Source organism: Neisseria sp. 27098_8_112, assembly GCF_041433235.1.
Lineage (GTDB): Bacteria > Pseudomonadota > Gammaproteobacteria > Burkholderiales > Neisseriaceae > Neisseria.
The window spans coordinates 201,303-219,182 of the sequence record NZ_JAPWBB010000001.1 but is presented as its reverse complement, the minus strand read 5'-3'; the positions used below and the strand labels follow the sequence as shown (position 1 = coordinate 219,182).

The 17,880-nt window shown below is 49.1% G+C and carries 16 protein-coding genes; 13 read left to right on the top strand and 3 right to left on the bottom strand.

Annotated elements, in window-relative coordinates:
- Window positions 1-100 precede the first annotated feature (100 nt).
- From ygfZ to O3682_RS00985, 3 genes are all read right to left on the bottom strand, one after another.
- Window positions 101-958, bottom strand: coding sequence for a CAF17-like 4Fe-4S cluster assembly/insertion protein YgfZ (ygfZ, locus tag O3682_RS00995; RefSeq protein ID WP_371508051.1), 858 nt, complete (start codon window positions 956-958; stop codon window positions 101-103).
- A 122-nt stretch (window positions 959-1,080) separates the two neighbouring features.
- The gene (locus tag O3682_RS00990; protein WP_070629721.1) at window positions 1,081-1,644 is read right to left on the bottom strand and encodes a peptidylprolyl isomerase; all 564 of its coding nucleotides are present in this window, start codon (window positions 1,642-1,644) and stop codon (window positions 1,081-1,083) included.
- A gap of 199 nt (window positions 1,645-1,843) precedes the next feature.
- Window positions 1,844-4,066, bottom strand: a complete 2,223-nt coding sequence (locus O3682_RS00985) for a TonB-dependent receptor (RefSeq protein WP_371508050.1) — start codon at window positions 4,064-4,066, stop codon at window positions 1,844-1,846.
- A 232-nt stretch (window positions 4,067-4,298) separates the two neighbouring features.
- Between O3682_RS00985 and O3682_RS00980 the strand changes: the two genes are divergently transcribed.
- The 13 genes from O3682_RS00980 (at window position 4,299) to O3682_RS00920 (ending at window position 17,866) form a co-directional block, all read left to right on the top strand.
- The gene (locus O3682_RS00980; protein WP_371508049.1) at window positions 4,299-6,065 is read left to right on the top strand and encodes an ABC transporter ATP-binding protein/permease; all 1,767 of its coding nucleotides are present in this window, start codon (window positions 4,299-4,301) and stop codon (window positions 6,063-6,065) included.
- A gap of 145 nt (window positions 6,066-6,210) precedes the next feature.
- Complete coding sequence (locus O3682_RS00975; RefSeq protein ID WP_371508048.1) at window positions 6,211-6,936, top strand: glycosyltransferase family 2 protein; 726 nt, start codon at window positions 6,211-6,213, stop codon at window positions 6,934-6,936.
- 4 nt (window positions 6,937-6,940) lie between these two features.
- On the top strand, window positions 6,941-7,870 hold the full coding sequence (locus O3682_RS00970; protein ID WP_371508047.1) for a lysophospholipid acyltransferase family protein: 930 nt from the start codon (window positions 6,941-6,943) through the stop codon (window positions 7,868-7,870).
- Window positions 7,871-7,896: 26 nt separating this feature from the next.
- Window positions 7,897-8,334: an acyl-CoA thioesterase gene (locus tag O3682_RS00965; protein WP_004519960.1), complete on the top strand. Its 438-nt coding sequence runs from the start codon at window positions 7,897-7,899 to the stop codon at window positions 8,332-8,334.
- 103 nt (window positions 8,335-8,437) lie between these two features.
- A complete protein-coding gene (locus O3682_RS00960) occupies window positions 8,438-9,817 on the top strand; it encodes an MATE family efflux transporter (RefSeq protein ID WP_371508046.1) in 1,380 nt (459 codons plus the stop codon).
- Window positions 9,818-9,880: 63 nt separating this feature from the next.
- On the top strand, window positions 9,881-10,654 hold the full coding sequence (locus O3682_RS00955; protein WP_371508045.1) for an LEM-3-like GIY-YIG domain-containing protein: 774 nt from the start codon (window positions 9,881-9,883) through the stop codon (window positions 10,652-10,654).
- Between the two features lie 46 nt (window positions 10,655-10,700).
- Window positions 10,701-11,741: a UDP-N-acetylmuramate dehydrogenase gene (gene murB, locus O3682_RS00950; protein WP_371508044.1), complete on the top strand. Its 1,041-nt coding sequence runs from the start codon at window positions 10,701-10,703 to the stop codon at window positions 11,739-11,741.
- 18 nt (window positions 11,742-11,759) lie between these two features.
- On the top strand, window positions 11,760-12,401 hold the full coding sequence (locus tag O3682_RS00945; RefSeq protein ID WP_004519965.1) for a TetR/AcrR family transcriptional regulator: 642 nt from the start codon (window positions 11,760-11,762) through the stop codon (window positions 12,399-12,401).
- A gap of 89 nt (window positions 12,402-12,490) precedes the next feature.
- Entirely contained in the window at window positions 12,491-13,264 is a 774-nt protein-coding gene (locus O3682_RS00940; RefSeq protein WP_371508043.1) for a Rossmann-fold NAD(P)-binding domain-containing protein, read from the top strand.
- Window positions 13,265-13,314: 50 nt separating this feature from the next.
- Window positions 13,315-13,887, top strand: a complete 573-nt coding sequence (locus tag O3682_RS00935; protein WP_371508042.1) for a ubiquinone biosynthesis accessory factor UbiJ — start codon at window positions 13,315-13,317, stop codon at window positions 13,885-13,887.
- Window positions 13,888-13,914: 27 nt separating this feature from the next.
- The gene (locus O3682_RS00930) at window positions 13,915-14,805 is read left to right on the top strand and encodes an NAD(+) kinase (RefSeq protein ID WP_371508041.1); all 891 of its coding nucleotides are present in this window, start codon (window positions 13,915-13,917) and stop codon (window positions 14,803-14,805) included.
- Between the two features lie 26 nt (window positions 14,806-14,831).
- Window positions 14,832-15,137 carry a hypothetical protein gene (locus tag O3682_RS00925; RefSeq protein ID WP_049332487.1) on the top strand — a complete coding sequence of 102 codons (306 nt, stop codon included), beginning with the start codon at window positions 14,832-14,834 and terminating at the stop codon, window positions 15,135-15,137.
- Window positions 15,138-15,421: 284 nt separating this feature from the next.
- Window positions 15,422-17,866, top strand: a complete 2,445-nt coding sequence (locus O3682_RS00920) for a TonB-dependent receptor (RefSeq protein WP_371508040.1) — start codon at window positions 15,422-15,424, stop codon at window positions 17,864-17,866.
- Window positions 17,867-17,880 lie beyond the last annotated feature (14 nt).

Here is a 17,880-nt window from a genome sequence, read left to right as displayed (position 1 = left end):
AACTCGCTATAACACTATTCTTCAAAAATAAAGGCATGCTAGCAAGATGCCTTTATTTTTCAATCTAGCACTACCTGTCTATCTAGAAGCAATTCTTTAATCAATCTTTCTCAACCGTAAAAAACAGTGCTTCCTGTTTCAAAGCATTGCCGTCTGCATCGGTCATTGCTGCTTCTGCTGCGGAAAACTTGATAACGGCGAGGCTGAGGCTGCCTTGTTCTGTGAGTGCAGTGTTAAGGATGACGCCTGCTTCTTCTTCGCCGACTTTGACGGCAATACCGGCAGCTTCTAAAGAATCGCCGCTTAATACGGCCAGACCGCGTTTGACTTGGCCTCGGTATTGGGCGCGGGCGATGATTTCTTGGCCGGGGTAGCAGCCTTTACGGAAATGAACTGCGCCGATGATGTGTTGGTTAAGCATTTGGGCAACAGCTGCTTCTTTGGTTGCAGCGCAAATCCACGGATAGCCGCTGCGGATTTCGTGCAGGTTCCATGCATTTTCGGCTCCTGCTTGATATTCGGCTGCGTTTTCGGCTGCTGAAATTTTCAGACGGCCTGTGTGCGGCAAGGTAATTTCTACGGCGTTTTCTTGAATTTGAGCTGGGAAAGACAGTTGCGGTTCGGCAGCAGGATGAGGTTCTGCATTGTCTGCCAACTCGCCGCTTACTGCCAAATCAGGCATCAACTCGAAGACGACTTTTGCACGCAAGACAAACATTCTCAGGCGTTTGACGATGGCTTCGGTCAAATCTTGAGCCATGACCAACAGTAAATCTTCTCCGCGATTGACGACCAACATATTCGCCAACACACGGCCTTTAGGCGTATTGTATGTGGCGTAACAAGCCTGACCGGAAGCTAAATTATTAATATCGTTGGATAATTGGCCATGAAGAAATGAAGCTCTGTCTTCACCGCTGACGCGGACAACGCCGAAAAAAGGCAGGCGGGTTTGCATAATCGACTCCTTAAATTGTGGATGCTGAATTATCGCCCAAATTGCCGCTTATTATCAAATAAATAAATTCAGGCCGTCTGAATGTTTCAGACGGCCTATTGTTTGGATTCAAGCAATCAAAATTATTTGATGCTGACTTTACGGATAATCACGGCTTCGGTTGGAACGTCTTGATGATAGCCGCGTGTCGCTGTTTTCACTTTGCTGATTTTACGGACGACGTCCATACCGGAAGTAACTTTACCGAAAACGGCATAGCCGTAGCCTTGAGGGGTTTTGCTTTTGAAATTCAAAAAGTCGTTGTCGGCTGTATTGATAAAGAACTGGCTGGTTGCGGAATTTGGATCGCCGGTACGCGCCATGGCGATGGTGCCGACGTTATTTTTCAAGCCGTTGTCTGCTTCGTTGTTGATGGCTTTATCGGTGGATTTTTGAACCATTTTCTCGGTAAATCCGCCGCCTTGAATCATAAAATTGTCGATAACGCGGTGGAAAATCGTGTTGTCGTAAAACCCTTTTTTGGCGTAATTGACAAAGTTTGCCACGGTTTTCGGCGCTTTGACTTCATCTAGCTCCAGTTGGATGTTGCCCATATTGGTTTCAATTACGGCATGGGTAACCGCTTGCGCTTGCACGGAAAGTGAGAGTGCGAGGGCGCACAGGGTCAGTTTGATGGATTTTTTCATATGTCTTCTCGAATGATGTATTGTGAAAATGGAATATTAACCTTGTTTCGCGTGAAATCCATAAAAAACATGTAAGATTTTTCAAGCAAAAAACATAAGGCAATCAAATTAGGCCGTCTGAAAAGGGATAAAAACCAAATTCTTGCTTTTTATCATTCCCTTTCAGACGGCCTGCTATTACGGTCAAACCGAAATCAGATTAGAAATCCAATTCCGCTTTCAGCCAGTAAGTACGCGGCATACCGACGACGGCGAAGCTGCGGTCGTATTGGCCGCGCTGTACCTGCCAGTAGTTTTTGTTAAACAGGTTTTCTACCGAGCTGCTGACAGTTAAAGTATTTTTGCCGAGCTTGGTTTTGTAGCGCGCGCCTACGTCAACCAAAGTATAGGATGGGAAGGCGTATTGTTTTTGCGTGTCTTGGTAAGACTTACCGAAATACGAAACGTTTCCGTTTAAAGTCAAACCTTTGGCAAACGGTGTGTCCCACTCAATGCCTGCTTTGGCAATCACGCGCGGGTTGGCAACTTGTACGCCGTTAACCAAATTGTCGGCAAAATTCGGATAATCTTTTACGGTTGATTGCAGATACATCAGACCGAAAGTCGGACGCAGGGTTTTGTTCAACAAGTTGGCATAGGTATTGAACTCGATACCGCGGCTGCGTTCTATGCCTTGCTCCGAACCGCTATAAGCCAAGCCTGCATTTTTGCGCGCTGCGAAATCAGTTCCTGAAGTCGTGTTGCCGCGCCAGTAGCCCGGGCGTTTGATTTGGAACGCGTTTAAAGTGGTGACAAAGTCGCCCCAGTTTTTGCGTACGCCGACTTCAAATTGACGGCTGACGCGTGGATCTGCCATCGTTACATGACCGTCATCATCAGTACGGATGTCGGACGGCTCCAAATCTTCCATATAGTTTCCGTAAACCACCAAATCAGGCTGCGGAACCCATGCTGCCATCAACATCGGGCTGAAACGGCTCGCATCTGCTTTGCGGCCGTTTAATTTGTTTTTCTGCTCGACGGCTTGGAAACGTCCACCCAAAGTGAGGCGGTATTTGTTGTCGGCAAAACCAAGTGTGTCGGAAACTGCCAAACTGTTTACTTTGATCACGGTATCCAATGAAGGTGTTGCACTCCATGCACTACCTAAGTTGGAATCCAATTTTGCCAATTGAGTAGGAATGTCGATGCTCGGATCGATAACGCTGCTTCTTGTTTGACGTGCGCCTTGATAAGTAGTGCGTTTGCGGTCGATGCGGTCAAATGCGGTACTCCAGTTGTGGCTTACCGAACCGGTTTCAAATTCGCCGCGTGCAGTCAGATTCATACTGAGCGTTTTAAAACGCTGGTCGGTCAAACGCGCGCGACCGGAATTGTAGGTCAAACCGCTGCTTGTAACGGTAGGAGAGGCGAAATTGCCATAATAGCGCGCATTGTTATAACCAATACCGCCTGTAATTTGGGCATTTTCAAACGCATCCCATTCAAAAGTCAGCATATTGGTCTGACCGCGCGTGTTTTGAGCCTGCCAGCTCGGCGCCAAATTCACTTTGCCTTCAGGTGCGTCAAACAAGCGGCCGTTGGCGTTTTGAATGTCCTGCATACGCGCGCGGCCACCGTTGGTTTTGCGTTTCGCGTAGATGGAATCAAACGCCACGCGCAATTTTTCGCCGCGATAGTCGGCATTCAAAGCAAATTCTTTGTTGTCTTCGCTGTAACCGTGACGCGGAGTGTCGCCGTGGCGCAGTTTACCATTGGCGCGCACGCCGAATTCTTTGTTTTCGCCGAAGCGTTGACCTAAATCGAACGTACCTTGGGCGCGGTTGTTGCTGAACCAGCCCAAACCGATTTTGCGGTTGCCTTCATCGGCGGCTTTTTTGGTCTCGATATTGACGGAACCGGATACCGCGCCTTCAGGATCCATGCCGTTTACGGCAGTGGATGCGCCTTTAATCAGTTGCGCGGAACCGACATGTACGCTGGCCGTGCCTTGCGTGCCGTACATACCTGCCAAACCGTTGACGCTGAATTGGCGCGCATCAAGCTGATAACCGCGGAAATACAGGCCGGTCAATGTGTTGCTTTCGCCGCCGAACTGCCAAACGGAAGCGTCTTTTTTCGCTACGGCATCCACCAAAGTACGCGCTTCGGTGTTGTTGAGGGCTTGTTCGTCGTAATTGACGACGGTAATCGGAGCGGTAAAGGCATTGGCTTTACCCAATACGCCCAAGTTCACGCGGTCGCGCAAGTCGCCGTCGCTGGCGATGGAGTAAGAACGGGCGGCTTTGACGCGTTTGGCGTCGGCGCGGACATTGACTTCCTGCAACTGCTGTTGCACAGGGGTTTCGGGTGTCGCTTCATCGGCGGCGTAAGCGAATGCGCTCATAATCAAAAGCGGCATCAGGGCTAATTTGCTGTTCATAAAAATACCTTCTGGTTTGAAATATTAATAATTCTTATATCGAGTAAAAAATTACAAAGTAATTTAGTTTTATGATTATATTTGATAAGATTTCTGCTTTCCACAAAAACAAATAAGAACCGTTTGTAAATACAAAAATACAACAGTTCAGAAAACTATTATTACAGTTACCATAGTCAAATAAATTTGCCGTCCTTTCAGACGGCCTTTACATCCTTTCAGAGAACACCCCATGCAAAAATGGCAAATCGAGCTTTATTCCACGCCGTCTTGGCTATTGCAGACCTTATTTATGGTCGCCGCAGCCTCGGCGGTCATTCTGTTTTTTGCACGCAACACACGCTTCGGGCGCGAGTTTAGCTATATCCTGCGTCTTTGCCTGACGCCGAAAAGTACCGTCAAAGTTCTGCTGCTGATTACGGCAATGATTACGCTGCTGTTAACCGAAGTACGGCTGAATGTGTTGAGTACCTTTATGTCCAAAGGGCTTTACGACTCGATGCAGGATTTGAACGCCTCCGCGTTTTGGATGTTTGCAGCAATGAATGCAGGCGTGGTGTTGATACGAGCGTTTAACAACGTCGTCAACGACTTTCTCGATCAAGGCTTGGCGATTAAATGGTCAGAGCGGCTCAATGAAGTTTTGACTTCACGCTGGCTTGCCGACAAAAACTACTACCGCCTGCAAATGCGCCGCCACGCGCCAGACAACATCGACCAGCGTATCCAACAGGACGCGCAGGATTTCATCGCCTCGACCATCGAATTTGTGCGCGGCATGGTCAATTCGGTCGTTACCTCGCTGGAATTTGCCGTTGTTTTATGGGGCTTGGCAGGCATCCTGACCGTGCTCGGCTTCGACATTCCGCACGGCATCGTTTGGTTCGTCTTTATTTTTGTGATTTTGGCGACCTTTATCGCCATGTGGATAGGCAACCCGTTGATTCGTTACAACTATGAAAACGAAAAGCTCAACGGCGACTACCGTTACTCTCTTATCCGCGTACGCGACCACGCCGAAAGCGTGGCGTTTTACAGCGGCGAAAAACACGAACACGACCAGCTTTCCGACCGCTTTAAAGCCATTATCCGCAACCGTTGGCGCATTGCGCGGCAAAGCGTCTGCCTGAGCGGCTTTAACGATATGTTCACCAACGGCATCAAACTCTTCCCGATTATTTTGCAAGCTCCGCGCCTGTTTGCCGGACAAATCAAAATCGGCGACATCCAGCAGACCGTCCAAGCCTTCGCACGACTGCAAAACGCGCTGTCTTTCTTCCGGATGTTCTACAACAAATTCACCGCCTACCGCGCCCGATTGGAGCGTCTGTACGGCTTTTTGCTGAGTACGGAAGAAAAACACACCGCACGACAACCCGACCTTATCGAAGTTTCAGACGGCCTGATCTTAGAAAACGTTGCCCTATACCGTCACAACGGCGAAGTTTTATTAGACGGTATCAATATTAACCTCAAAAGCGGCAATTCCCTGCTGATACGCGGCCCGAGCGGTTGCGGCAAAACTTCGTTGCTGCGCACGCTAGCAGGGCTTTGGCCTTTCGGCAGCAGCGGTAAAGTCAGCCATCCGCCGCATCAAGACATCCTATTCCTGCCGCAACGCCCATACACGGCACAAGGCAGCCTGCGCGATGCGATTTGTTATCCCGACATCGACAAACAGCATCCCGAGTTAGCCGAAGCCATGAATACTTGTCGATTAGGTTATCTGGTCGATAAATTAGATAAAACCGATGACTGGCAGCACAAACTCTCCCCGGGCGAACTGCAACGCGTCGCCTTCGTCCGCGCCCTGCTCTCGCAGCCCAAAGTCATCCTGCTCGACGAAGCCACCGCCGCCTTGGACGAACCGACCGAAGCCATGCTCTACCGCGCCTTAAAGCAAAAACTGCCCGACAGCATCATCATCAGTATCGGCCACCGCAGCACGCTCAACGAGTTCCATGATTTATGCCTCGATGTCGGTCATGTACAATGCTGAATTAATGGCATATAAAAGGCCGTCTGAAACAGTGAAAAACGAAATCTAACGATTTTGTCCTCACCGTTTCAGACGGCCTTTTCAAACGCCATGGCATGTTTATTTGCTATACTCTGCATTGTGTTAACGTCGTCAAAAAATATTTATGAAAACCCTGGCCCTTATTCCACATTACAACCATCCGACCACCATCAGCCACGTTGCCCAAACCATGCGTGGCTTTGGTTTAAACGTTTTAATCGTGGACGACGGTTCACGCGAAGAATGCAAACCTGTATTGCAGGCTTTGGTTTCAGACGGCATTGATGTCCTTTACCGTCCCATCAACGGCGGCAAAGGTGCAGCGGTCAAAACCGGCTTGGAATACGCCGAAGAACATGGCTATACCCACGTCTTGCAGGTTGATGCAGACGGCCAACACTACTTGAACGACACTCCCAAATTCCTCGCAGCAGCAGAACAAAACCCCGAAGCCGTTGTTTGCGGCTGGCCGCAATACGGCGATGACGCGCCCAAAGCACGGCTTTACGGACGCAAAATTACCGATTTCTGGAATATGCTGCACACTTGGTCATGCGACATCAAAGACGGCATGTGCGGCTTCCGCCTCTATCCGCTTGCACCCGCGCTATCCGTTGTCCGCGAAGAAACCGTAGGCGACCGCATGGACTTCGACACGGAAATCCTTATTCGCCTGTACTGGCGCGACGTCAAGCCAGTTTGGATTAAAACGCCCGTCCAATACGCCGCCGACGGCGTGTCCCATTTCGATGCCTTTGCCGACAATGTCCGCATCAGCAAAATGCACACACGGCTGTTTTTCGGTATGTTGAAACACCGATTGGGTAAAGTTTTCGGAAAGGCCGTCTGAAACCATGACCGATAATAAACAAACCCATTGGGCGGCGCAGCCCGAACGCGGCAGCCGCTTGTTTCTCGCTCTGACCACATTGATGGTGCGCTATCTGCCGGCTTTTTTCATGAGGCCGTGTATTTGGTTTGTGGTGCTGTATTTTTATGCAACCGCGCCCAAACCGCGCCGTCATGTCTTACGCTATCAAACCCGTCTTCAGACGGCCTTTCCCCATACCGTCCTGCCGAAACACAGCGTATTCAAACAATTCATCGCATTTGGCGAAGCGGTTTGCGACCGTTTTGCCGTGTGGCAACGCAAAATCCGTTATGAAGATTTGGTAATTGAAGATCCGGACGACATCTATTCGCAAGTCAAGCGCAACGAACGCGGCCAGATTTTTGCCTGTTCGCACTTGGGCAATACCGAAGTTTGCCGTGCACTGGTGTCGCACCATAAAAATTTCAGGCTCAATGTATTGGTGCACAGCAAACACGCTCAGGCATTTAACGAGGCATTGCAAAAAGCCGGCGCAGAACATATTCGCCTGATTCAGGTGACAGATTTGGACACCACCCTGATGATGGAATTGAACCGCCGTATCGAAGACGGCGAATGGATTGCCATTGCGGCCGACCGTGTGCCTGTACGCGGCGAGAAAACCACCGACATTAATTTCTTAGGCCATACGGCTCCTATGCCGCAAGGCGCATGGCTATTGGCTTCGCTTTTAAAAACGCAGGTAAACACGCTGTTTTGCGTCAAACAAAACGGCCGCTATCATTTGAAACTGCGCCGCTTTACCGATACTTCCAGCTGGAAACGCGGCAACCGCGAGGCTGCCGTCAAAGACGCGATGCAAGGTTTTGCCGACATTCTGGCGCAAGAATGTGCGCAAAATCCGCTACAATGGTTCAATTTTTATAATTTTTGGGGCGAAGACGCCGTCTGAAACCATCACACTTACTCTTTTAAACCATGAAAAAACACATCTACTGCCAACACAGCTTTGAAACCGAAGTTCCTTTTTTTGACGTAGATGCCATGCACATCGTGTGGCACGGCAACTATGTCAAATACCTTGAAACCGCACGTTGCGCTTTTTTGTCTTCCATCGGTTACGACTACAACGAAATGGGACGGCAGGGGTACAGCTGGCCGATTGTGCAGATGAACCTCAAATACATCCGCCCTGCCCGTTTCGGCCAAAAAATCCGCGTTGATATGGACATCGTCGAGATCGAAAGCTGCCTGCGTATCGATTACACCATTTACGATGCCGAAACCAATGAAAAACTGACCCGCGCTTCGACTACCCAAGCCGCAGTGTCGCTTTCAGACGGCCTGATGCAGTTTCAAACACCGGACAGCTGGTTGGAAGCAGTAAAAAGACATCCGACTTTTAAGGCCGTCTGAAAAATTTAGTGATTAAACAACATATTGCCTGCTTATCAGTATTACCCTTTATAATTTTAAATTTCTGTTTTCAGACGGCCTTTATCCTCAAATCGCACACATTATGCTACTGAACCTCAACCGCTTTGCCTTTCCTGTTTTCTTAAAAGAAACCCGCCTGCTTACTGCCCTCGCCTTGCCTATGCTGTTGGCGCAAGTGGCGCAAGTGGGCATTGGTTTTGTCGATACGGTGATGGCCGGTGGCGCAGGCAAGGAAGATTTGGCCGCGGTGGCTTTGGGCAGCAGCGCGTTTTCCACGATTTACATTACCTTTATGGGCGTGATGGCGGCGTTGAACCCGATGATTGCCCAGCTGTACGGCGCAGGTAAAACCGAAGAAGTCGGCAAAACAGGAATGCAGGGCATTTGGTTTGGCTTATGTTTGGGTCTATTCGGCATGCTGTTGATGTGGACGATGATTACGCCGTTCCGTCATTGGCTGACATTGAACGATTATGTCGAAGACACGATGGCGCAATATATGTTCTTCACCAGTTTGGCAATGCCGGCCGCCATGATACACCGAGCCCTGCACGCCTATGCCTCCAGCTTGAACCGTCCGCGCGTAATTATGTTGGTCAGCTTCGCGGCATTTGTGTTGAATGTGCCGCTGAACTATGTGTTCGTTTACGGCAAATTCGGTATGCCTGCTTTGGGCGGCGCAGGTTGCGGCGTGGCAACGGCAGCGGTATTTTGGTTCAGCGCATTGGCTTTGTGGCTTTATATCACCAAAGAAAAATTCTTCCGCCCGTTTGGCTTGACGGCAAAAATCGGCAAACCCGATTTGGCGGCTTTCAAACAGATTTGGAAAATCGGCGCACCCATCGGCTTGTCTTATTTTCTAGAAGCCAGCGCGTTTTCATTTATCGTCTTTTTGGTGGCGCCATTCGGCGAGGATTATGTCGCCGCGCAACAAGTCGTCATCAGCCTGTCGGGCATCTTGTATATGGTTCCGCAAAGCGTCGGCTCGGCAAGCACAGTACGCGTAGGCTTTTCGCTCGGACAGCGCGATTTTTTGCGGGCACGTTATATTTCAGGCGTGTCGCTGGTGTTGGGCTGGGTACTTGCCACCTGCACCGCGCTGCTCTTGGTCATCTTTCGCTTTCAGTTGGCCGGTATGTACACCAACGATGCGGCAGTATTAGGCATTGCCGCGACCGTTTTATTTTTCGCCTCCCTATTCCAACTGGCAGACGCCACCCAATGTATCGCTTCATATGCGCTGCGCGGCTATAAAGTGACCAAAATGCCGATGTTCATTCATGCCGTGGCTTTCTGGGGTTGCGGCCTGTTGCCTGGCTACCTGCTTGCCTATCATGTCGATATGGGCATTTACGGCTTCTGGACCGCGCTGACCGTTTCCCTGACGATTGCCGCCATCGCATTGGTATGGTGCTTGGAGCTATGTAGCAAAGAGATGGTCAAATCGTATAAGGCCGTCTGAAATTTCTTTCAGACGACCTCCATTGATATTTCATTTACGGCTTATTCACTTTTAAGGAAAAAAATGTTTTCAACTTCCACTATAGAAAAACTTGCTTACTATGTTTATTGCTTGATTGACCCTAGAGACGGCAATATTTTTTATGTAGGTAAAGGCGTGGGCAATCGCGTTTTCCATCATGCCCTAGGTTCATTACAAGAAACAGAAACGCCAAGTGATAAAATTGCTTTGATTAGGGAAATACATAAAAGCGGAAACCAGCCCGTGTATTACATTCTGCGGCACAACATCCAAACAGACAAACAGGCTTTTGAATATGAGGCAATGGCAATAGACCTACTCTCCCTAGTCAAGCCGAGCCAGCAGCCGCTAACTAATATTCAAGGGGGTGCGCATTCTTCAGAAGTAGGATTAATGAGTTTGTCGGAATTAAAACGAAAGTATGATGCTCAAGAATTAAAAACTGATAAACCCATTGTTTTAATTACGATTAATAACGAATACGAGAAACTGAAAAAAGACATTAGATCTGGGAATATTCCTGAAGCCAATAGGGATAAGGAAATTTACGAACGCACACGGAAATATTGGAAAATCGGAAGCCGACGTGAAAAAGCAAAATATGCAGTTGCAGTCTATCGCGGCTGGACATTGGCAGTGTATGAAATCGAAAGATGGATTTCTGCCGACGATATTATTCAAGGCCGTTGGATGTTTGAAGGCAAGCCGTTACCAGAAGGCTCCGACATTTATGAAGAAATCGTGAATAAGCTGACCTATTCTTCCCAAGAAAATTATAAAGCGCCCCAAAACCCCATTACCTATCGTAATTGTTAAATAGTAAGTTTTCAGATGACCTGAATCCACAAAATCACAAATCATCATGCAACCCATCCAATACCAAACCGACCTTACCCCTTACAACACTTTCGGCCTGAAAGCCCAAGCCCAAGCATTTGTTGCACTCAAACACGCCGACGAGTTGCGCGATATCGTCCGGCTGCCCGAGTTCGACCGAGATACTGTTTTATGGCTCGGCGGCGGCAGCAATATCCTTTTGATGGAAGACTATGCCGGTCTGGTTGTGCATATGGAAAACAAGGGAATACGCGAAATTGAGCGTTCAGACGGCCTGGTTTATATCGAGGCTCAGGCCGGGGAAATTTGGCATGATTTTGTTTTGCATACGGTTGGACTGGGTTTAAGCGGGTTGGAAAACCTCAGCCTGATTCCGGGTACGGTCGGCGCGTCTCCGGTACAAAATATCGGTGCATATGGTGTTGAAGCGAAAGATGTTATCCATAGCGTACGCTGCTTTGATTTGGATACAGAAACCTTTGTCGAGCTTTCCAATGCCGACTGTGACTTTGCCTATCGTGAAAGCCTGTTCAAACAGGAAGGCAAAGGACGTTATGTGATTGTTTCAGTTGTCTTTGCGTTGAAAGAGCATTTTGTGCCGAACTTGGGCTATGGCGATTTGGCCGCAGCAGTTACCGAACTGAGCCAAGGCCGAGAGGCGACAGCCAAAGATGTTTCCGACGCAGTGTGTGCAATCCGCAACAGTAAACTGCCTAATCCTAACGTGCTTGGTAATGTCGGAAGTTTCTTTAAAAACCCTGTTGTCAGCGCTGAAAAAGCTGCCGATTTGTTGCAGCAATACCCCAATATGCCACGCTATCCGCAGCCTGACGGTTCGGTCAAACTCGCGGCCGGCTGGCTGATTGACCAATGCCGTCTGAAAGGCCATCAGATCGGCGGTGCGGCCGTGCATAACAGGCAGGCTTTGGTTTTGGTGAATAAAAACAACGCATCCGCGCAAGATGTCCACCAGCTGGCACAATATGTTTGTAATACAGTATTTACTCAATTTCAGGTAGAATTACACGCAGAACCCAACTGGCTGCCGACTTCATACAGCCTATAAAACAAAGGAGTGTATCCCATGCCGCGCATTGCTAAAGTCAACACTTACACACGAATCATCAATGCCAGCCTCGCCTTATTCAACGAAGAAGGCGAGCGCAATATCAGCACCAACCACATTGCCGCCCACTTAGGCATCAGCCCGGGCAACCTCTACTACCACTTCCGCAACAAAGACGAAATCATCGTCCAATTGTTTAAGCGTTACAGCGAAGCCCTGCTTGTCTACCTTAACGAAGCCGTATTGCCGTCTAATGTGGAAGACTCCATCAACTACATGGCCGGTATTTATGATGTGATGTGGGAATACCGTTTCCTTTTCAGCGATGTGAACACCCTGCTTGCCCGCAGTGCCGAATTATTGGGTGAACACAATACCTTTACCCAAGCCAAAGTGTCCCCGCTGTTGGTCAACCTGCTGACCCAGCTCAACGGTCTGAACATCATCAGCGCAGACCAAACCGCGATGAACGACCTCGCCGTCAATATGTGGATGGTAACGAAATACTGGTTCGACTTTGACAGCTCCCTGCGCGGCCGCGCCAAGTTGACCGAAGATTCCAAAGTACGGGGCATCAGCCGCACACTCAGCCTGTTGCGCCCTTACCTCCTGCCGGAACATCGTGCCGAATTCGACCAAAAAATCGGCAGCAACCATTAATTTTTCCATACAAAGGCCGTCTGAAAACGTGGCTTTAACCAAGTTAAAGCTATTTTCAGACGGCCTGTTAATTTTCGGATGCTTTATTTATGCACCTTCCCGATATTTCCATTCTCGGCTTAGGCTATCTCGGCCTGCCGCTGGCGCAAAAATTTTATGAGCAAGGCAGTCAGGTAGCCGCCGTCAAACGCAACCTGACCTCTGACGACATCAATCTGCCGATTGAACTCGACATCATCGATTTGAATCAAGACGATATTTTTCACAGTTCGGCCTTGTGGCAAAACCATATCAACAAGCCGACATGGTTTTGCCTGCTTCCGCCTTCGTCATTAAACCATTACGCCGATACCCTGAAAAAATGGATTCAACTTGCCGAGCAATCTAAGGTACAACACATCATCTTTACCAGCAGCACCAGCGTGTATGGCGACCAAGCACGCATATGCGATGAAACTACACCTCCCGATCCGCAAACCGAATCCGCCCGTCAAATCCTCACAATCGAGCAAGCCTTGCTGAAAAGCGCCGTCCCCCATATCGACATACTGCGACTGGGCGGACTTTATTCTGCCGAACGTCATCCCGTTACCAAGCTGGTTCAAAAAACACGCATTCAAGGCGGCAATCGACCCATCAATATTCTTCATAAGGATCTTGCCGTCCAAGTCCTTTTTCAGACGGCCTGCCAAGCAGACGGCAAACGCATCCGCAATATTGTCGAACCCCTCCACCCAAGCCGGGCCGAATTTTATACTGCCGAAGCGGCCAAACTCGGCCTGCCGGCTCCTGATTTCATCGTTGATGACAAAAGCAACGGCAAAATTGTAAATACCGTTTGCGCAGACGGGCTAAGCCTGTAAAATTGCGACTCAACCCATTAATCCGTTTCAGACGGCATTTAGAGTAAACCATGTCCGCCCTATTTCCCCTTATCAACCACCTGATACAGCAAAATCCAGAGCAACAGCGCGAGCTGTCTGAATTTGCAGGCAGCATCATCTGCATCAGCCTGACCGGTTTCAGACTGACCGGACGCATCAGCGAACAAGGTTTTCTTGAAACCGCACACGAAACCGCCGACACCAACATCACATTCCACAACAGCGCCATCCAAAAAATCCTCCAAGGCGGCCAGCCCGGCGTGGGCGACATCAGCCTCGAAGGCGACTTGGTATTGGGTATGTCCGTCCTTCCTATTTTGGGTGGACTGCGCTATTATCCGAGCGAAGATTTGGCGCGTGTATTCGGTCATGTGGCCGCAGAAAACATCAGCTCGCGCGCAGGCGACATCGGCCGTACCATGAAAAAAATCGGCAAAAGCATTGCCGAGCAAATCAGCGACTTTTCACGCGAACCCGAGTCCCCTGTTATCGACCAAGCCACGCTTGCCGCATGGTTGGAAGAAGTGGACAAACTGCGTGACGACGTTGCCCGCCTAAACGAACGCCTCGACCGCCTCGAGCGCGATATCTGGATAGATTAGACACTTAATTTCAGACGGCCTACTACCATGAAAAGCCCATTTAAAAACATCGGTATCGTTACACGTCCCAATACGCCCGAGATTCAAGATACCGTCCACACATTGGTTTCTTTTCTGCGCGAAAACGGCTTCACCATCTATCTGGATGAATTGAGCGTAGAAGAACACTGCGTCTATATCCAAGATTCCGCCTACTGCGAAACCGTAAACAAAGCCCAGCTGGGCAAATATTGCGACCTCGTCGTTGTACTCGGCGGCGACGGCACTTTCCTCTCCGCCGCCCGCGAAGTCGCCCCGCGCGCCGTTCCCATTATCGGCATCAATCAAGGCCACTTGGGTTTTCTTACCCAAATCTCACGCGACACCATGGTTGAGGGCATCCGCCCCGTACTGGAAGGAAAATATCTGCCCGAAGAGCGCATCCTCATCGAAGCCAGTATCATTCGTGACGGCGAAACCATCGAACGCGCCCTCGCCCTCAACGACACCGTACTGTCCCGTGGCGGCGCAGGCCAAATGATTGAATTTGAAGTATTTATCAATCGAGAATTTGTCTATACCCAACGTTCGGACGGCCTGATTATTTCCACGCCGACAGGTTCGACCGCATACGCGCTTGCCGCCGGCGGCCCCATCATGCAGGCCGGTCTGCACGCCTTCACGCTTGTGCCTATCTGCCCGCAATCCATGACCAACCGTCCGATTGCCATCCCCGACACCAGCGTGATCGAAATTCTCATTACCAAAAGCGGCGACGCACGCGCACATTTTGACGGACAATCCCATATCGACGTGCAAAACTTCGACCGCATCATCATCCGCCGCTATCACAACCCCTTGCGTGTCCTCCATCCCACCGATTACCAATACTTCAAAACCCTGCGCCAAAAGCTGCATTGGGGCGAACAATTGATTTAAACACCACTTCAATAAATAGGCTTACCATGAAAACCATTTCCCAAACCTTAATCATCGCGCTGTGCGCCCTTTCCTCCCTATCCGTCTCCGCGCACGGCATGCACAAAAGCAAACCCTTGTCCTTTGAAGAATTGCCGAAAATCTGCCAGCAATACTTTACCCGAGCAGATGCGTGTTACCAAAAAGCAGGCGATAAAGCATCGTTCCAACGTGACAACACAAAATACCTGCGCCAAATCCTGCCCGCCGCCGACGTAGGCCAACGTGAACGCATGTGCCAAATTGCCATGGATACATTCGCCGAAAAAACAAAAAACTTGAGCTGCGAATAAAGGTCTCAGTCTTAGCTCTAGTAATTTCTGATTCCATAAAAAGGCCGTCTGAAACATTGGATTGTTTCAGACGGCCTTTTAATATTTTATAACTAATTATTAATAGCTAGTCTATACTGAATTTTACAAATATTTATAATTATTGATAATAATCAAAAATAATTAAAATAGACATGTTTATTCATGATAATTACCGTAGAAAAGATATATCATGACGCCTTTCGTAATGTGATATCAATAAAGGATAAGCGGTGAAACAACAATTTTTATGTAACAAAAATAAAATGTTATGTGCCATTTTGACTGTTTTCTCAGGCCAGTCATTTGCGGAAGAACTTCCTCAAGTAGATATACCTGAAGTCAAAGTTGTCGGTAATGCGCCTTCAAGTAACTGGCGTTTGCAGCCTGGCGCAAAAGACTACCTAAGAGATGGAGAAGTTTTAACTACAAACGATTTAAAAACAAAGCGCGCCGTATCGCTCGGACAGACTGTGGAACAAGTCTCCGGCGTTCAAAACAATGCTTACGGCCCCAATACCGGCGTACCGCAAATCCGTAGCTTGAGCGGCTCGCGCGTATATGTCAGTGAAAATGGTTTGGGTATTTCGGATGCCGCTTCTGTCAGCCCTGACTTACCGCTGATGGTCAATCTGTTCATGGCGGAAAAGATTACCGTTTTAAAATCATCGGCAGCAGTCTTGTATGGCGGCAATGCGATTGGCGGCGCAGTTGATGTTGATACCGGCGTGATTGCCACAGAACTGCCTGAAAAAGATTTAAACGGCAAAGTCGAAGTCAGCGGTGGCTACAATACGCCGCGTGTCGCAGCGTTCAAATTAAACGGCAAGGTCGGCAATGTGGCTTGGCATTTATCGGGGGCAGACACTCATGCCAATGATTACCGTATTCCGGGCAATTCCAAACCGGCCGCCTGTTACGATCATGCCAATATTTATAGTTCTCGCCTGATGTGGGCATGTCAGGTTACGCCCAACATTACCGAAACCTTAAACAAAGGCTATTACCGTTATGTCGCGAAAGACATTCCGGCTTTCATTGAACAATGGAAACGCTATAACGACGGCTCGGAACCTGATGAATCTGAATTGTACAAATTAAACAAACCGTTTTGGGGCAATTGGGTAGAAAATCCGCTTTATGACGGCAGTCCAAACTTTAGAAATAAAGTCATCAATGCCATGAAAGACGATATGCCTGTTGAAAAAGGCCGTCTGAAAAACAGCCATCTGAGCAATCAAAACTTTGCTTTCGGCTTGAGCCATATCGGTGAACGCAGCTATGCAGGCTTATCCGTCAGCCGCTTCTTGAGCAAATCCGGTATTGCAGGCTTTGGCTATTACAATTTTGCCGAATCAGGCCACCACCACGGCGGTACCCGCAAAGCACCGGTACGCGAATACGCTTCCGTACGCGCCCAACAAACCCGTTGGCAGGCAGAAGCCATGTACCGTCCATTGACGCCATGGATTGAAAACATCAAATTCCAAGCCGCCTATACACAAAACCCAACATCCGAATACTTGGGCGACACCAAAATGCAAACTTTGGACAGCAAAACTTTCCAAAGCCGTTTGGAGTTCAACCACAAAGCTGGTTCTTGGTTGAAAGGTACATTGGGCGCAGATTGGAAACAGCGCAGCACCGAATCTTCAGGCATCAACGGCAAACGCACCGGAAACTATGCCTACCTGCCCGATACCGACAGCAAAGAATACGGCATTTTCGCTTTGGAAAACTTCAAGTGGAAAAACTGGAATGCATCTTTGGGTTGGCGACATGGCGAAGTCCGTCACTCGGTCGACATCGGCGATTACAAACCTGGACGCAACAGCTCGACCGTTAAAGGATTGGAAGAGAGAGGCCGTCTGAAATACAGCTTAAACCACTATCATGCAGGCTTAGGTGTAGATTTATTTGACTTCTTAAAACTGGGCGCACGATACAGCCGTTCACAACGCGCCCCTGAAGTCAACGAGTTGTATGCAGGTGGCGATCACTATGCCCTGATGGCTTCAGAATCACACTGGGGAGTCGGTGTCCTACGTCCGGAAACAGCAGGGACTTGGGAAGTAAACGGCGAAATCGGTTGGAAAGACGGCCACTTCCGTGCAAGCTGGTATAAAACCCAATTTAAAGACTACACCTTCCTCGTAGATGCCGCACATGACGGCGGCCAACGCCTGCCAACCAAATACTGGCGCTCCGGCGATACCCAGCTTCACGGCGTGGAATTGGAGGTAAACCAATGGTTTGACCTGAATAAATACGGCACATTGGAAGCCCGCCTGTTCGGCGATTTCGTACACAACCGCGCTGATTTGGACGACGAGCGCAACAGCACATTAGGCAATGGTAACCGTGTCCGCAACAACGGTTATTACATGCCCAATATGCCCGTATCCCGCTACGGCGCGGGCCTGACATGGAATAAAGGCAACTGGCAACTGGGCACCAGCCTGACACGCTACCGCCCAGCCAAACATACAGGAAACATGGCTGCTAACTACAAAGAGCCTGTTTTAGGCGGCTATACCATGTGGGATATGTACATGAGCCATACCACCAAACATGGAAAATCGACAGCCGAATGGTTCCTCGATGCACGCAACCTTGCCAACCGTACCGCAAGACCGCAAAACTCCATGCTCAAATATATCGCACCATTGCCGGGCCGCTCTGTCCGCGCCGGTGTAAGACTGACATTCTAAGTTAAAAATAAAAA

Bases quoted from the DNA above. Each gene is read 5' to 3' on its own strand.
- O3682_RS00930 (WP_371508041.1), top strand. From the start codon at position 13,915: ATGAAAAGCCCATTTAAAAACATCGGTATCGTTACACGTCCCAATACG.
- O3682_RS00965 (WP_004519960.1), top strand. From the start codon at position 7,897: ATGAAAAAACACATCTACTGCCAACACAGCTTTGAAACCGAAGTTCCT.
- O3682_RS00980 (WP_371508049.1), top strand. From the start codon at position 4,299: ATGCAAAAATGGCAAATCGAGCTTTATTCCACGCCGTCTTGGCTATTG.
- O3682_RS00955 (WP_371508045.1), top strand. From the start codon at position 9,881: ATGTTTTCAACTTCCACTATAGAAAAACTTGCTTACTATGTTTATTGC.
- O3682_RS00975 (WP_371508048.1), top strand. From the start codon at position 6,211: ATGAAAACCCTGGCCCTTATTCCACATTACAACCATCCGACCACCATC.
- O3682_RS00990 (WP_070629721.1), bottom strand. From the start codon at position 1,644: ATGAAAAAATCCATCAAACTGACCCTGTGCGCCCTCGCACTCTCACTT.
- O3682_RS00945 (WP_004519965.1), top strand. From the start codon at position 11,760: ATGCCGCGCATTGCTAAAGTCAACACTTACACACGAATCATCAATGCC.
- murB (WP_371508044.1), top strand. From the start codon at position 10,701: ATGCAACCCATCCAATACCAAACCGACCTTACCCCTTACAACACTTTC.
- O3682_RS00935 (WP_371508042.1), top strand. From the start codon at position 13,315: ATGTCCGCCCTATTTCCCCTTATCAACCACCTGATACAGCAAAATCCA.
- O3682_RS00960 (WP_371508046.1), top strand. From the start codon at position 8,438: ATGCTACTGAACCTCAACCGCTTTGCCTTTCCTGTTTTCTTAAAAGAA.
- O3682_RS00940 (WP_371508043.1), top strand. From the start codon at position 12,491: ATGCACCTTCCCGATATTTCCATTCTCGGCTTAGGCTATCTCGGCCTG.
- ygfZ (WP_371508051.1), bottom strand. From the start codon at position 958: ATGCAAACCCGCCTGCCTTTTTTCGGCGTTGTCCGCGTCAGCGGTGAA.
- O3682_RS00985 (WP_371508050.1), bottom strand. From the start codon at position 4,066: ATGAACAGCAAATTAGCCCTGATGCCGCTTTTGATTATGAGCGCATTC.
- O3682_RS00925 (WP_049332487.1), top strand. From the start codon at position 14,832: ATGAAAACCATTTCCCAAACCTTAATCATCGCGCTGTGCGCCCTTTCC.
- O3682_RS00970 (WP_371508047.1), top strand. From the start codon at position 6,941: ATGACCGATAATAAACAAACCCATTGGGCGGCGCAGCCCGAACGCGGC.
- O3682_RS00920 (WP_371508040.1), top strand. From the start codon at position 15,422: ATGTTATGTGCCATTTTGACTGTTTTCTCAGGCCAGTCATTTGCGGAA.